Raw genomic sequence first — 15,203 nt, 5'->3', positions numbered from 1 at the left:
GCTTACGTCTTTGATAGTTATCGATTCTCATTAAAACCATTCTTTAGATTCAGATTCAACACAACAAATACCTTCTCAATTGAACGGAGTCATAGCGTGCGTAAACGCCACTTTCAAACCCGCATTGCGCCACCACGCGCAGTCTTTGCCTTGAATCGCACTGCCGCCGCCGTACAGGGTGTACTACTGGGCCTGACCCTGGCCGCAACCGGCTTGCCGGCTTATGCCCAGAGCACGACCAGTGAAGAAGAGGGTGTCTCCACGCTGCCCGCCACCCTGGTGGAGGGCGAAATGCTATTGCCTTTCGGGCTGCCGCCCACCTATGCCGGCGGGCAGGTGGCGTACGGCAGCCGTGTCGGCCTGCTGGGTAACAAGGACTTCATGGAAACGCCGTTCAGCACCGTCAGCTACACGGAGAAGTACATCGCCGACCGTCAGGCGCAAAACATCACTCAGGTGATTGCTGCCACTGATCCTTCAGTGTTCAGCAACGGCCTGACCGGCACCTTCAGTGAGAACTACTCCATCCGTGGCTTCGCCAGTGACATCAGCGACGTGACCATCGGTGGTTTGTATGGCGTCGCGCCGTACTATCGGATTTCGCCGGAAATGTACGAGCGCATCGAGGTGCTCAAAGGCCCGTCTGCACTGCTTAATGGCATGCCGCCCGGCGGCTCGGTAGGTGGCAGCGTCAACCTGGTACCCAAGCGTGCTGGCGATGAGCCGTTGACGCGGCTGACCGGCACCTACATGTCGGATGCCCAGTTTGGCGGGCATCTGGATGTGGGCCGGCGGTTTGGCGAGGACCAGCAGTTCGGCATCCGTTTCAACGGTGTTTACCGTGATGGCGACGGAGCGATCAATCACCAGGAGCAGAAGGCCGAACTGACGTCGCTGGGCCTGGACTGGCGCGGCGAGCGTGCTCGCCTCTCCGCCGACCTGTATGAAAGTGAAGACCGTATTCGCGGGCAGAACCGGGGGATCAACCTGGCCTCCGGCGTGGCAGTACCCAAACCGCCCAAGGCCGACACTCTGCTGAACCCCGACTGGGCGTATGTGCAGACTAAAGACCGGGGGGCGATAGTGCGCGGTGAGTACGACCTGACTGACAGCCTGATGGCTTATGCGGCCTACGGCGCCAGCAGGACCCGCTACACCTACAGCGGCACGATGCTGGCCACTGTGTTTAACGATGCGGGCGACTTCAGGACCAGCATGGGCCAGTTGAAAATGGAACTCGAGAAGACCTCGGGGGAGGTTGGCTTGAAGGGCCACTTCCAGACGGCGGCCATCAAGCATCAATGGTCCTTGAATGCCACGCATTACGGCGATACCCAAAAGGACTTCGGGCGCCGCACGGTGCCGGGTGCAGACTGGGTGACCAATATCTACAACCCGGTCTGGGGCCCGGCTGCGCCCACCGATTTCCCCTACATTGCCCATAACGAAAGCCGTCTGACCAGCTACGGCGTGGCAGATACGCTGTCGGTTCTGGAGGAACAGGTGCAACTGACCCTTGGCGTGCGCCGTCAGCAAGTGCTCACCGACAGTTTCAGTGTGACTACCGGGGCGCGCACAGACCGTTATGACGAAGAGGCCACCACGCCTGCGGCGGCGTTGCTGGTCAAACTCAGCGAGCATGTGTCTTTGTATGCCAACTACATCGAAGGCCTGAGCCAGGGGGCGACCGCACCGATGACGGCCGCGAATGCGGGAGATGTATTCGCGCCCTACAAGTCCAAGCAAAAAGAGGTCGGGCTCAAGGTCGATCTCGGTGACTTCACCCACACCCTCAGCCTGTATGAAATCAAGCGTCCCAGCAGCTATCTGGACCCGAACAGCAATATCTTTTCGTTTGGTGGCGAACAGCGTAACCGGGGTGTCGAGTGGGGATTCTTCGGCTCACCGCTGGACAATGTGCGCCTGATGGGGGGCGTGGCTCATGTGGACCCGAAAATCACCAAGACCGAGGGCGGCGTCAACCAGGGCAAGACGGCCACCGGCTTGCCCAAGCTGCAAGGAAAGCTGGGCGTGGAATGGGACACACCGGTACTCGACGGTTTAACCCTGACCGCCAATGCGACATCAGTGTCAAAGCAGTACATCAGCGACGACAACACGCAATCGATACCTGGCTATACGATCTTTGACCTGGGCACACGCTATGCCACCCGCGTAGCCAGTCGCCCGGTGACGTTGCGCGCCAGTGTCACCAACCTGACCGACAAGGCCTACTGGGGCACGCCGTTGTTGTCCAGCCTGGGCCTGGGGGCGCCACGTACCTTTGAGCTCTCCGCGTCGGTGGACTTCTAACTGACAGGCGGAGCAAAACCTCTGGCGGCATCCGCCGCCAGAGTCCGCTTCAACAGCGATCGGACTCGAGCCGATACGCCTGACGCTACCGGCAAAGCTGCAAAAAGCTCACTTCGCCACCGCCTGCATCAGCAACTTGCGAATCTCCCCGGTAATCGCACTTTTGGTGCCTTGCTCCAATATCCCCACCCGGCGTACCGCCAGGTCGCCCGGCAACGGCAGCACCCGCAGGCAAGGGTCTTTGTCCCAGTCAAAGTTCTTCAGCAACGGCACGATTGCCACACCGACTTGCTGGCGAACCAGGTCAGCGATGCCAATGATCGAGTTGAGTTCCAGAATCTCCAACGGCTCGATGGATTCGCTCTTGATGATCGACTGCACTTTGCGGCCCACTGCCGTGGACCTGTCGTAGCGAATAAACGGCTGGGTTCTGAGCAGATCCACGGCGTCGTTGATGCCGGCGGTTTGTGTAGCGTTGGCAAGCATGACGATGGGTTCGTTGTAGAGCAGGGTCCAGCTCAAGCCATCGAAATTCTGCCGCGCGGTTTCGATCAGCAAGGCGGCGTCGAGCTTGGCGGCATGCACCAGGTTGACCACTTCATCGGAGCGGGCGGTCATCAGGTTGACCGATATCCGCGGGTGCAGCTTTTTCAGTTGCACCAGGCAATTGGCGAGCAGGCCCATACCGGAGGTAATGCCGCCAATGGACACTTCGCCCTCCATGGCCAGACCGTCAGGGGCTTCGGCGATCATCTGCTCGTAGTCCTCCAGTAAGCGCTTGGCTTTGGGCAGCAGCAACACGCCATCGCGGCTCAACTTGATCTGTCGCTGGCTGCGGTCGAACAACGGCCTGCGCATCTCCTCTTCGAGGGCACGCATTTGCTGGCCAACGGCGGCGTTGGTAAGGGCCACGCGGTCGGCGGCGGCAGCGAAGCTGCCGTACTCGGCGACGGCGATAAACGTCTTGAAAAAACGCATGTTGCTCATGGGCAGACCTGTAGCGAGGGCAGGGGGTTGATAGTAAAGATAATGTTTACTATTGATAAAGTTAAATTAGTTTTTCTTTTTATAGCCGCCGAACAATACTCAAGTCCGAACTGATTCGGCGAACTTTCCCCATGAGCAATCCTGATAACAACACCCTCGACGCGGCCTTGCGCGCTGCCAAAAACGTCTATCACCTCGGTGCAACCACGGTTTACTCGCACCAGCAGGACAGCCGTTTTGCCTACACCCTGTATGTGCCCGAGGCCATCGAAGACAGCACCCGGCCGGTTGACCTGGTGGTCTCGCTGCACGGTTCTACCCGGGCGATGGAAATCTACCGCAATGGCTTCGCGGAATTTGGTCGCTGGAACGATTGCGTGATTCTGTCGCCGCTGTTCCCGGTCGGCGTGCTGGGTGACGACAATGGGGACGGTTACAAGCAGATGGTCGAAGGCGATATTCGCTACGACAAGGTCTTGCTCGACATGATCGCCAGCGTCGGCAAACGTTACGGTCGCCGCTTTGAGACCTTCGCCCTGTTCGGTTATTCCGGCGGCGGGCAATTCAGCCATCGCTTCTGCTATCTGCACCCCGAAAAACTCTGGGCGGCATCTATTGGCGCGCCGGGTTCTGTCACCTTGCTGGATGCCGACCAGGACTGGTGGGTCGGGGTGCGGGACTTCGCCGCGCGCTTCGGTAAACCGCTGAACCTGCAAGCCTTGCAGCAACTGCCGGTGCACATGGTGGTGGGCGATTCCGACCTTGAAACCTGGGAGATCACCCACCGCGAAGGCGGCAAACACTACATGGCCGGCGCCAACTCCGCCGGACGTACTCGTCCGGAACGTCTGGCGGCCTTGAAGCAAAGTTTTGAAGCCGCCGGGGTGCAGGTGCATTTCGACCTGCTACCCAATGTGGCCCACCAGGGCATCAAGGCCATGCCGGCTGCCCAGGATTTTTTCGCCAGGGTCTTGCGCCACAAGCGCAGCCTTGGCTGATACAACGCTGGTAGCTGCACTCAGAACAGACCGTATAACAATAATCAAGGATTCACTCATTCTGATGCCGGTCCTGCCTTGGCCCTTGCCACCGACCGGAATATTTCTTCAAGGAGTCTTTCTCCCGTGAACAGTTACGTAAAGACGGCGCTGGCCGTCGCAATGTCGGCGTGCACAGTGTCCATGGCCGTCGCGCAAGACAAGGTCATCAGTGTTGGCCTCAATGGTGATATCCGCAGCACCGACCCGGGCGTCAACCGCGACGACAATACCGACGCGGTGATGATGCATATCGTCGAAGGGCTGGTGGCGTATCGCGAAGACACCAGCATCGCGCCACTGCTTGCCAGTGCGGTGGACATATCGCCGGACGGCCTGCGCTACACCTTTACCCTGCGTGACGGGATGCACTTTCAAAATGGCCAGTTGTTGACGGCCCGGGATGTGCAATGGACCTGGCAACGCTATCTGGACCCCAAGACCCAGTGGCGCTGCCTGGCGGAGTTCGATGGCCGCGGGGCGGCGAAAATTGTCGATGTGGCCACTCCCGACCCGAAAACCGTGGTGTTCCAGCTGGACCAGGCCAACGGCTTGTTCCTGGCGGCAATGGCCCGCCCGGATTGCGCCGGCAGCGGCATTGTGCACCCGGACTCCCTGGCCGCCGATGGCAGTTGGCGCGCACCGATTGGCACCGGGCCGTTCAGTCTGGGCAAATGGCAGAAAGGCCAGTACGTCGAGCTGGATCGCTTCAAGGACTACAGCCCCCGTGCCGAGGCCGAGGTGGACGGTTACACCGGCAACAAGCAGGCGTTTGTCGACAAGGTGCGTTTCGAGGTGATCCCCGATTCGGCGTCGGCCAAGGCCGCGTTACTGTCGGGTGGCGTGGACCTGCTGCCGGATGTAACGGCAATGGACGCAGCACAGCTCAAGCAGGTCAAGAACCTGCAGATACAGGTCAGTCCGATCATGACCATCAGCGGCCTGCTGTTCCAGACCAATGACCCGCTGCTCAAGGACGTGCGTATTCGTCGAGCGGTGGCGCTGTCCCTGGATTACGCGCAGATGGTTGCGGCGTTGTCCGATGGTTTGTCGGTGGTCAACAACTCGGTAATCCCCACCGCCAGTCCCTATTACGACGCCACCGCCCACCAGGGTTACACCTACAACCTCGACGAGGCCCGGCGCCTGTTGAAAGAGGCGGGTTATGGCGGTGAAAAAATCCGCATGCTGGTCAATAAACGCTACCCGCAGATGTTCGACATGGGCTTGCTCAGCCAGGCCATGGCCCAGGCGGCGGGGCTGAATATCGAGATGGAGACGCTGGAGTGGGGCACGCAACTGGAGCGCTACCAGACCGGCAGCTACCAGATGATGTCGTTTTCATATTCCGGGCGCTTTGATGCTGCGCAAAGCTATGAGTCTGTCATCGGCGACAAGCAAAAGGAGCCGCGCAAAGTGTGGGACAACCCCCAGGCCCTGGCGATATTGCGCGACGCCCAGCGTGAGGTCGACCCCGCCAAACGCCAGCCACTGTTCGACAAGCTGCACAGCATGATGCTCACGGATGTGCCGCTGGTGGTCATCTACAACGGTACAGCCATCGGCGCCATGGGCAAGCGCGTTGAAGGTTACCGCTCCTGGCCCGTTGCCAAGCCGCGCCTGTGGGGCGTGAAGCTGGCCGACACTTCCAAGTAAGGCGTAGAGCTATGTTTCGATTCATATTGCACAGGCTCGGCATGGCAGTGCCGACCCTGTTGCTGATCTCGGTGATTGTATTTGCCTTGATCCGCCTGATTCCCGGCGACCCGGCATTGCTGATGCTCGGCGACATGGCCGACCCGCAAAGCCTGGCCGACATGCGCAGCAGCCTGGGTCTGGATCACTCGGTGGTGAGCCAGTACCTGATCTGGATCAAGTCGGTGCTCAGTGGTGATCTCGGGGTGTCCATCAGCAGCCGCCAGCCAGTGCTGGAGTTGCTGGTCGAGCGTTTCAGTGTCAGCGCCACGGTGGTGCTGGTTTCGGTGTTACTGGCAACCTTGCTCGCGGTGCCGGTGGGCTTGCTCGCGGCCTGGAAGCAAAACAGCGTGATGGACCTGGGCCTGGTGGCAACTGCGACCCTGCTGCTGTCGGTGCCCAGTTTCTGGCTGGGATTGCTGCTGCTGTATGTCTTCGGCATTCAGTTGGGCTGGCTGCCGGTGATCGGTTACGTCGGCTTCGCCAGCGACCCGCTGAAGGCTGTGACCTATGTGGTGCTGCCGATCATCACCCTGACCCTGGTGGAGTTCGGTGCCATTGCGCGGATGGCACGGGCCAGCACCATTGAAGTGCTACGCCTGGAGTATATCGCCCATGCCCGGGCCAAGGGCTTGTCCGAGAGTGCGGTGTTGTGGAGGCACGCCTTGCGTAATGCCTTTGCGCCGACCTGGACGCTGATCGGTCTGATTCTTGGCAATCTGCTGGGCGGCATTGCGGTACTGGAGACGGTGTTCACCTTGCCGGGGATCGGCCGGCTGATGGTGGATGCGATCTTCTCCCGCGACTATCCGGTGCTGCAGGGCTGCCTGCTGCTGATCACTTGCATCTACGTGTTGGTCAACCTGTTGGTGGATCTGCTGTATCCGTTGTTCGATCCAAGGGTGAAGCTATGAACCTCAAGACTCTTTCCTTGCCGGCAGAACCGGCTTGCCAGCCCCGGCGGCCCTGGCGTTACCCGCCGCTGAATGCATTGATCGGCGGCACCTTGCTCGCGGCATTGGTGGCACTGGCTCTGCTGGGTGTGGTGTGGACCCCGTACGACCCGCTGAAACTGGATCTGTTGTCGCGCCTGCAGCCGCCGAGCGCAGCGCATTGGCTGGGCACCGACGAATTCGGCCGTGATGTGTTCAGCCGCTTGATCATTGGTGCGCGTACCAGCCTGTGGATCAGCCTGCTTTCGGTAGCTGTAGCGGTTATCTGCGGCACGCTGATCGGCATGCTCGCCGGTTACCTGCGGGGCTGGACAGACCGCGTGCTGATGATGCTCAACGATGCGTTGCTGGCATTTCCCGGCATTCTCATGGCCCTGGGCATCATGGCGATCGTCGGTGCCAGCCAGTACGGCATCGTGCTTGCCTTGGGCATCGCCTACACCCCCTCAGTGGTGCGCGTGGTGCGTGGCAGCGTGCTGTCGTTACGTGAACTGGAATTCATCGAGGCCTCGCGGGTGATCGGCAACTCGGAGCTGTACACCATGTTCCGGCACATCACCCCCAATTGTCTGGCGCCATTATGTGTGCTGGCCACTAGCATGTTCGGCTGGGCCTTGCTCTCGGAGAGTGCGCTGAGCTTCCTTGGCCTCGGCGTGCCACCACCCGCTGCCACCTGGGGCAGCATGCTGTCGGCAAGCCGCACCTATATTTCCAGTGCGCCATGGCTGGGGATCTTCCCGGGCATCTTTATCAGCCTGACCTTGTTGGCTATCAATCTGTTCGGCGATGCCTTGCGTGATCGTCTCGACCCGCGCATGAGGACATGAGCATGAGCGCTCCAGTTACGTTACTGGCTGTTGAAAATCTACAGATTCGGGTCGGTGCAGACGGTCCGCTGGCCGTCGATGACTTCAGCTTCAACATGGCTCCCGGCGAGATCGTTGCGCTGGTGGGCGAGTCGGGCAGCGGCAAGACCATGGCCGCCCGCGCGGTCATTGGCTTGCTGCCGACGCCGATGCAGGTGTGCGGCGGGCGCATCACCTTTCAGGGCGAAGCGCTCAATACCGCTGATCCCAAGGGTATGCGCCAGGTACGGGGGGCACGGATCGGCATGGTATTCCAGGAACCCATGGTGTCGCTCAACCCGGCTCTGACCATAGGCCGGCAGATGAGTGAGGCGCTCAAGTTGCACACCACCCTGGACGCAGCCGCGATCCGCGAGCGCTGTATCGCGATGCTGCAACGTATCGGCATCAAGGACGCCGAGAAATGCCTGGCGTCCTACCCGCACCAGTTTTCCGGCGGCATGCGCCAACGCATCATGCTCGCGTCGGTGATGTTGTTGCGCCCGGCACTGCTGATCGCCGACGAGCCCACCACCGCGCTGGATTGCCTGGCACAGCTGGACGTGATCGAGCTGATGCTGGAACTGACCCGCGAGCAAGGCACCGCGATTCTGTTTATCAGCCACGACCTGTCCCTGGTGGCGCGTTATGCCCACAAGGTGGTGGTGATGCGCTCGGGCAAAGCCGTGGAGCAGGGCCGTATCGAAGACATCCTGTTTGCGCCCCGGGCCGACTACACCCGCCAGTTACTGGAGGCGTTGCCGCGCCGTGGCAAGCTGGTTCCACTCCCGGCCTCAGACAGCGCGCTGTTGCAGGTTCGCGATGTGTGTATCGAACATCCCGGCCCCCGCAGTTTCTGGGGCCGTAGCGTGCCAAAGCGCGTGGTGCATTCGGTGAACCTGAGCATCGCCCCGGGGGAGACCCTGGCGCTGGTCGGTGGCAGCGGTTCGGGCAAGACCACCCTGGGACGTGCGGTGGTCGGGCTGGTCACGCCCTGCGCCGGGGCGATCATGTTTCAAGGCGTGGATATCCTCAAGGCCGCCAACCGCGCGCATCGCCTGCAATGCCAGATGATTTTCCAGGACCCGTATTCATCCCTTGACCCGCGCATGACCGTCGGCCAGATCATCGCCGAGCCGCTGCGCCATGAGCCGGGGCTGAACCCTGCGCAAAAACGTCAGCGGGTCACCGATACCCTGGTGGACGTGGGCTTGCCCGAGCAGTTTCGTGAGCGCTTTGCCCATCAACTCTCCGGTGGGCAACGTCAGCGCGTGGCGATTGGCCGGGCGCTGGTCAGGCGGCCAAAACTGGTCATTGCCGACGAGCCGATTTCGGCGCTGGACATGACCATTCAGAAGCAGATCCTCGAACTGTTCGAGCGCTTGCAGCGCCAATATGGATTTGCCTGCCTGTTTATCTCCCACGACCTCTCGGCGGTGGAACGCATCGCCCATCGCGTGGCGGTGATGAACCAGGGCGAGGTGGTTGAAATTGGCTCGCGGGACAGTATTTTCGACACCCCGCAACACCCCTATACCCGTCGGCTCCTCGCGGCGGCCAGCCCCCTGGAGAAACGTGCGGATGGCAGTTATCGCCTTCGTGCCAGTGTGATTTAGCGACTGCAGCACCCCAGGCCATGGCGTAGAACCCCAACCCTTCGCAAATCGATGATTTGCGAAGCGGGCGAAGCCATGGCCGAAGAAAACAAAAATAACCTTACTCAACCTGTCTGCCAGGAACCTACACATGAAGAACCGCATCAACCAAGTCGTTACCAGTGCCGGGGTCGTGGGCGCCAGTTTCATGCCCGTGTTTGCCCAGGCCGACTTCGTCTCCGACAGCAAAGCTGCACTTGAACTGAAGAACTATTACTTCAACCGCGACTACCGCGAATCCAGCGGGCAGAACAAGCGCGAGGAGTGGGCACAGGGCTTTATCCTGAACCTTGAGTCGGGCTTCACCGAGGGCACCGTCGGTTTTGGTCTGGATGCAGTCGGCATGCTGGGTGTAAAGCTCGATTCCAGCCCGGACAATTCAGGCACAGGGCTGCTGGCGCGCTCGAGCGTGGCCGAGCCGGGCTCCCCCAGCTATGCCCGCCGCGCCCATGACAACTACTCCAAGCTCGGTATCACCGGTAAGGCGCGCCTGGCCCAAAGCGAGCTGCGGGTGGGCTACATGGTGCCCGACCTGCCGACCCTGCAGCCGAACCTCAGCCGTCTGTTCCCGCAGAGTTTCAGTGGTACGGCGCTGACCTCCAAAGACATCGACAATCTGACGTTGAGCGTGGGCCAGCTGGATCAGGTCAAGCAACGGGACTCGACTCACTACGAGGACATGGGGCTTACCAGCCAGTACGGCGCCTACAAAAGCAGCGCCAGGAGCGACGAGTTCCGCTACGCCGGCGGCGACTACAAGCTGACGCCGACCACCCTGGTCACCTACCAGTTTGCGCAACTGGAGAGCCTGTATCGCCAGCATTACCTGGGTTTGAAAAACAGCTTCAAGTGGGGCCCCGGTACCTTCAAGACCGACATCCGTTACTTCAGTGCCAGCGAAGACGGCTCGGCGCTTGCCGGCAAAGTGGATAACCGTGCGTTGAGTACCCGGGTGGGCTACGGCCTCAATGGCCACAACCTCAGCGGGGGCTACCAGCAGCAGTACGGTGCGACACCCTTCACCTATGTTGACGGCAGCAACACCTACCTGTTCACCGAGTACCAACTGGCCAACTTCTCCCAGACCAACGAACGGGTGTGGCATGCCCGCTATGACTATGACTTTGCCGTACTGGGCGTACCGGGCCTGCTGTTTTCGACGCGTTATGCCAAGGGCTTTGACGCCAAGGTCATCGGCTTCAACGGCGAAGGGCGCGAATGGGAGCGTGATTTAAGCCTGGGCTATGTGGTGCAGAGCGGCACCTTCAAGAACGTGTCGCTGCGTTGGCAGAACGCCAGCGCCACCAGCAACTTTGCCCGCGACACCAATGAGAATCGAGTGATCCTGGGTTACAGCCTGGCGCTCTGGTAGCGGTATCGGCGTGCGCCAGGGTGAGCCTGGCGCACGCCCAAGCAGTGGAATGAGGGGATAGATCAGATGACGAGTTTGCCGTTGCGGCGGGCATTGCCCGGCCAACAACGCGTGTCGGCGCGTGGCGTGAGTGATTTCATCGATGCGGTGAACGCTGCGGGCCTGGAGTTGCACAGTTTCATGCTGTATCGCGACGGCGCGGTGGTGGCCGAAGCATTTTGGGCGCCTTACCGTGCAGACCGGCTGCACGTTCAACATTCGGCAACCAAGAGCTGGGTGTCCATGGCCATCGGGCTGTTGGTGGATGACGGCGTGCTGTCGCTGGACGCCAAAGTAGTGGATTTTTTCCCCGGCCAATGCCCGACCCCCATCAGCCAACACCTGGCGGCCATGACCGTGCGCGATTTGCTGACCATGCGCACCGGCCATCGTCAGGGAATTTCCGGCGGGGCCTGGCGCGGGCGCAGTGAAAGCTGGGTCAGATTGTTCCTCAATGAGCCGGTCGAAGAGCCGCCAGGACAGCGCTTCATCTACAGCAGCGCGTCGAGTTTCATGCTCTCGGCCATTGTCAGTGTCGTCAGCGGCCAGACCGCCTTTGAACTGTGCAACGCACGTATCTTCGAGCCCATGGGCATGGGCCGTATCGAGTGGGATCTGGCGCCTGGCGGTTACAACACCGGCGGTAATGGCTTGAGTTGCAGTACCGAAGATTTGCTCAAGTTCGGTGTACTGCATTTGCAGCAAGGAAGCTGGGAAGGGCAGCAACTGCTGTCCCGCGAGTGGGTGGCCGAGGCCACGCGCGGGCATGTCGAGGATGTGTGGATGGGCGCCTTCGATGGCAAGCGCTACCTGGGCCGCGACGAGTCCGGCGACGCCGGTATCACCCGCCGCGAGGGCTACGGCTACCAGTGGTGGATGACCCTGCACGGTGGCTATTACGCCTCCGGGGTGTTTGGCCAGCAGTGCATTGTGCTGCCGGAGCAGAACGCGGTGATTGCCTTTACTGCCGGGCTGCCATTGGGCGAACGGCGCTTGCACAGCCTGCTGTGGGAACACCTGTTGCCTGCGCTGGACGGGCCGGCCGACAGCGCGGCAGACCCGGGGCTGGCGGCGCTGTTGGCCCGCCAGCAGCGGCCGTCTCTGTCTGGCGCATCGACCTCATCGCGCCAGGCCGGGTTCAGCGGCAGGTTCGTGATGCAGGCCAATGAAGATCAGGTCAGCCAGGTGCGTCTGGTGTTTGGTGCCGGCTTCTGCGACTTCTACCTCACCGACCCGCGAGGCACCCACTGCATCCGCGCCGGGTTCGCCGACGCCATCGAAAGCCGGACCAGCATGACCGGCCACTATCTGCATCACCAATACCAGCCGGACATGACCCCGGTAGTGGCGCAAGCGGTCTGGACCGAAGACGGGGCGCTGAGCATGAGCTGGCAATTTGTCGAAACGGCCTTTTGTGACCGCGTCATCTGCCGGCTTGAGCACGGCACCTTGTCTGTGGACCGCAGCGTCAACGTTAACGCAGGTCCGTTGCAGCGCCCGACGCTGAGCGGACATCCCGCAACAGCTTTTCAGGAGTCACCATGAACGATCTTTCCCACCCGGCAGGTTCCGCGAGCAGCGCGTTCTGGGCGCCGTTTACCCCGATGCGCCAGTTCCAGCAACAACCGATGATGTTCACCAGCGCCGACGGGATGTACTACACCACCAGCGATGGCCGGCGCGTGCTGGATGCGATGGCCGGGTTGTGGTGTGTCAACGCCGGGCATGGCCAGGCAAAAATTGTCGAAGCCATTCGCGAGGCCGCGGGGCGCCTGGACTTTGTTTCGTCATTCAAGATGAGTCACCCACAGGCCCTGGAGATGGCCGAGCGCCTGATCGAAATCAGCCCGGCGGGTATGGAGCAAGTGTTCTTCACCAATTCGGGTTCCGAAGCGGTGGACACCGCCCTGAAGATCTCCCGGGCGTATCACCAGGCCCGGGGCGACAGCCGCCGCACCAAGTTTATCGGGCGTGCCAAGGGCTACCACGGCATGGGTTTCGGTGGCCTGTCGGTGTCGGGTATCGGCCGCCAGAAGCGTGACTTTGGTCCGCTGCTGGGGGAGGTCTCACACCTGCCGCTGCCGTACGACGCGGGCATGCGTTTCAGCGCGGGGCTCGCGCAACAGGGCGAGAGTTACGCTGATGCACTGACTCAGTTGCTGGATATCCAGGACCCGAGCACCGTGGCCGCTGTCATCGTCGAACCGGTTACAGGCTCGGGCGGCGTCTATCCACCGCCCCAGGGCTATTTGCAGCGCTTGCGCGAGATCTGCACCCGCCACGGTGTGCTGCTGATATTCGATGAAGTGATTACCGGCTTTGGCCGCGTAGGTGCCAGCTTTGCCGCCCAGGCCTTCGGCGTGACGCCGGACCTGATCACCACGGCCAAAGGTCTGACCAACGGCGCCGTACCTATGGGGGGCGTGCTGGTCAGCGGCGCGGTGTACGAAGCGTTCATGGCCGGGCCGCCGAACGTTATCGAACTCATGCACGGTTATACCTATTCGGCGCACCCGCTGGCGTGTGCGGCCGGGCTGGCGACCATCGAGGTGCACCGCGAACTGGGCATCAACGAGCACGTTAACGCGGTCAGCGGCCTCTGGCAGTCTGCCGCGCTGGCACTGCAGGGCGTTGGGCCGGTACTGGATGTACGCGCCATCGGCTTGCTCTGCGCCGTCGAACTTGAGCCGCGCCCCGGTGCTGGCGGCGCCCGTGGCAGCGAAGTTGCGCAGTGGTGCTTTGAACATGGCGTGCTGGTACGCGGCTCGGGCGACACCATCGTGATCTCGCCGCCGCTGGTGATCAGCCCGCAGGAGATTGCCCAGGTGTTTGACACCTTGGCAGGTGCTTTGAATCAGGTGGCCTGAGGGGAGTCGACGGCATGTCCGATCTGTTTGAGTTCTATATTGACGGCGCCTGGGTCAAACCCCACGGCGAAACCGTCGAAACGGTGGTGAACCCGTCCACCGAACAGGTGGTCGCGCGCATCATCCTGGGTGACGCGCAGGATGCGGACCGTGCAGTCAGCGCGGCCCGCCAGGCTTTCCCGGCGTACGCCGCCAGTTCACTTGAGGCACGCATTGACCTGCTGCACAGCATCATCGAGGTCTACAAAGGCTACAGCGAAGCGTTAATCGAAGCGGTGCACCTGGAGATGGGCGCGCCGTTGTCCCTGGCGCGCAGCGCCCATGTACCGGCGGGCCTTGGCCACCTGATGCAGGCGCTGGAGGTGTTGCGCGAGTACCGTTTCGAACGTCGCCTGGGCAATACGCTGGTGGTGCGTGAGCCCATTGGCGTGAGTGCCCTGATCACCCCGTGGAACTGGCCGCTCAACCAGCTCACCTGCAAGCTCGCGCCAGCCCTGGCGGTGGGCTGCACCCTGGTACTCAAGCCGAGTGAGCGTGCGCCTTTGTCGGCCCATATCCTCGCTCAGATATTGCATGAAGCCGGCGTGCCCAAAGGGGTATTCAACCTGGTCCACGGCGACGGCCCTGGGGTGGGAGCCGCACTGGCCCGCCATGTTGATGTGGACATGGTGTCTTTTACCGGTTCGACCCGCGCCGGTATCGCTGTGGCCAAAATGGCCGCCGATACGGTCAAGCGTGTATCCCAGGAGCTGGGCGGCAAATCCGCGAATATCCTGCTCGACGATGCCGACCTGCCCAGCGCGGTGCGCCACGGCGTGCTGGGCTGTATCCGCAACAGCGGCCAGTCGTGTAATGCACCGACGCGCTTGCTGGTGCCTCGTGTGCAGCAACAGGCGGTGATTGATATCGCCCGTCAAGTGCTGGACCAGGTGTGCTTCGACGACAGTGAGCCGACCTCAGCCATAGGCCCGGTGGCTAACGCCATGCAGTTTGAACGGGTACAGGCCATGATCGCGCAGGCCATTGCCGAGGGGTCGCGGTTGGTCGCCGGAGGACCGGGACGACCCCATGGGATTGAGCGTGGCTACTACGTGCAACCGACGATATTTGCCGACGTCACGCCGGACATGCTGGTGGCGCGAGAAGAAATCTTCGGCCCGGTGCTGGCGATCATGCCGTACGACAGCGAAGCCGAGGCCATCGCTATTGCCAACGACAGCCCTTACGGCTTGTCGGGGTACGTCACCTCGGCAAGCCTGGAGCGCAGTCGCAAGGTTGCCCGCCAACTGCGCACCGGCATGGTCCACCTCAACGGCGCACGGGCCGACCAGGCCGCGCCTTTTGGCGGCTACAAACAGTCGGGTAACGGCCGTGAGTGGGGCGAGTCGGGGTTTGACGAATACCTGGAGAGCAAGTCGCTGTTCGGCTATTAGCGGCACG

Annotated in this window: 11 protein-coding genes; 10 read left to right on the top strand and 1 reads right to left on the bottom strand. The window is 61.6% G+C overall.

Annotated elements, in window-relative coordinates; translation table 11 throughout:
- Positions 1-96: 96 nt before the first annotated feature.
- Positions 97-2,313: a TonB-dependent siderophore receptor gene (locus EQV90_RS06050; protein ID WP_240877878.1), complete on the top strand. Its 2,217-nt coding sequence runs from the start codon at positions 97-99 to the stop codon at positions 2,311-2,313.
- 108 nt (positions 2,314-2,421) lie between these two features.
- Here the strand turns inward: EQV90_RS06050 and EQV90_RS06045 are convergent, their stop codons facing one another.
- Positions 2,422-3,300, bottom strand: coding sequence for a LysR family transcriptional regulator (locus EQV90_RS06045; RefSeq protein WP_240877877.1), 879 nt, complete (start codon positions 3,298-3,300; stop codon positions 2,422-2,424).
- A 131-nt stretch (positions 3,301-3,431) separates the two neighbouring features.
- On the opposite strand from EQV90_RS06045, the gene EQV90_RS06040 reads away from it, so the two are divergent.
- From EQV90_RS06040 to EQV90_RS06000, 9 genes are all read left to right on the top strand, one after another.
- Entirely contained in the window at positions 3,432-4,298 is an 867-nt protein-coding gene (locus EQV90_RS06040) for a hypothetical protein (protein ID WP_003445253.1), read from the top strand.
- Between the two features lie 126 nt (positions 4,299-4,424).
- Positions 4,425-5,993: an ABC transporter substrate-binding protein gene (locus EQV90_RS06035; RefSeq protein WP_240877876.1), complete on the top strand. Its 1,569-nt coding sequence runs from the start codon at positions 4,425-4,427 to the stop codon at positions 5,991-5,993.
- An 11-nt stretch (positions 5,994-6,004) separates the two neighbouring features.
- Positions 6,005-6,946 carry an ABC transporter permease gene (locus tag EQV90_RS06030; RefSeq protein ID WP_003445255.1) on the top strand — a complete coding sequence of 314 codons (942 nt, stop codon included), beginning with the start codon at positions 6,005-6,007 and terminating at the stop codon, positions 6,944-6,946.
- Complete coding sequence (locus tag EQV90_RS06025) at positions 6,943-7,812, top strand: ABC transporter permease (RefSeq protein ID WP_003445257.1); 870 nt, start codon at positions 6,943-6,945, stop codon at positions 7,810-7,812. Before EQV90_RS06030 ends, EQV90_RS06025 begins: the two co-directional genes overlap by 4 nt.
- A gap of 2 nt (positions 7,813-7,814) precedes the next feature.
- On the top strand, positions 7,815-9,446 hold the full coding sequence (locus tag EQV90_RS06020; protein ID WP_161718598.1) for an ABC transporter ATP-binding protein: 1,632 nt from the start codon (positions 7,815-7,817) through the stop codon (positions 9,444-9,446).
- Between the two features lie 130 nt (positions 9,447-9,576).
- Positions 9,577-10,857 carry an OprD family porin gene (locus tag EQV90_RS06015; RefSeq protein WP_010656587.1) on the top strand — a complete coding sequence of 427 codons (1,281 nt, stop codon included), beginning with the start codon at positions 9,577-9,579 and terminating at the stop codon, positions 10,855-10,857.
- Positions 10,858-10,923: 66 nt separating this feature from the next.
- Positions 10,924-12,441, top strand: a complete 1,518-nt coding sequence (locus EQV90_RS06010) for a serine hydrolase (protein ID WP_240877875.1) — start codon at positions 10,924-10,926, stop codon at positions 12,439-12,441.
- Positions 12,438-13,763 carry an aminotransferase class III-fold pyridoxal phosphate-dependent enzyme gene (locus EQV90_RS06005; RefSeq protein ID WP_240877874.1) on the top strand — a complete coding sequence of 442 codons (1,326 nt, stop codon included), beginning with the start codon at positions 12,438-12,440 and terminating at the stop codon, positions 13,761-13,763. The genes EQV90_RS06010 and EQV90_RS06005 overlap by 4 nt, the downstream gene beginning before the upstream one ends.
- A gap of 14 nt (positions 13,764-13,777) precedes the next feature.
- Positions 13,778-15,196, top strand: a complete 1,419-nt coding sequence (locus EQV90_RS06000; protein WP_240877873.1) for an aldehyde dehydrogenase family protein — start codon at positions 13,778-13,780, stop codon at positions 15,194-15,196.
- Positions 15,197-15,203 lie beyond the last annotated feature (7 nt).

It is taken from the genome of Pseudomonas sp. TMW22089 (assembly GCF_022496645.1).
In the GTDB taxonomy this organism is placed as follows: Bacteria; Pseudomonadota; Gammaproteobacteria; order Pseudomonadales; family Pseudomonadaceae; genus Aquipseudomonas; species Aquipseudomonas paraversuta.
The sequence above is the reverse complement of the archived record's forward strand: the minus strand, read 5'-3'. Positions and strand labels throughout refer to the sequence as shown.

Excerpts from the sequence above, each read along its gene's own strand:
- EQV90_RS06010 (WP_240877875.1), top strand. The coding sequence starts at position 10,924 with ATGACGAGTTTGCCGTTGCGGCGGGCATTGCCCGGCCAACAACGCGTG.
- EQV90_RS06015 (WP_010656587.1), top strand. The coding sequence starts at position 9,577 with ATGAAGAACCGCATCAACCAAGTCGTTACCAGTGCCGGGGTCGTGGGC.
- EQV90_RS06025 (WP_003445257.1), top strand. The coding sequence starts at position 6,943 with ATGAACCTCAAGACTCTTTCCTTGCCGGCAGAACCGGCTTGCCAGCCC.
- EQV90_RS06030 (WP_003445255.1), top strand. The coding sequence starts at position 6,005 with ATGTTTCGATTCATATTGCACAGGCTCGGCATGGCAGTGCCGACCCTG.
- EQV90_RS06040 (WP_003445253.1), top strand. The coding sequence starts at position 3,432 with ATGAGCAATCCTGATAACAACACCCTCGACGCGGCCTTGCGCGCTGCC.
- EQV90_RS06045 (WP_240877877.1), bottom strand. The coding sequence starts at position 3,300 with ATGAGCAACATGCGTTTTTTCAAGACGTTTATCGCCGTCGCCGAGTAC.
- EQV90_RS06000 (WP_240877873.1), top strand. The coding sequence starts at position 13,778 with ATGTCCGATCTGTTTGAGTTCTATATTGACGGCGCCTGGGTCAAACCC.
- EQV90_RS06020 (WP_161718598.1), top strand. The coding sequence starts at position 7,815 with ATGAGCGCTCCAGTTACGTTACTGGCTGTTGAAAATCTACAGATTCGG.
- EQV90_RS06005 (WP_240877874.1), top strand. The coding sequence starts at position 12,438 with ATGAACGATCTTTCCCACCCGGCAGGTTCCGCGAGCAGCGCGTTCTGG.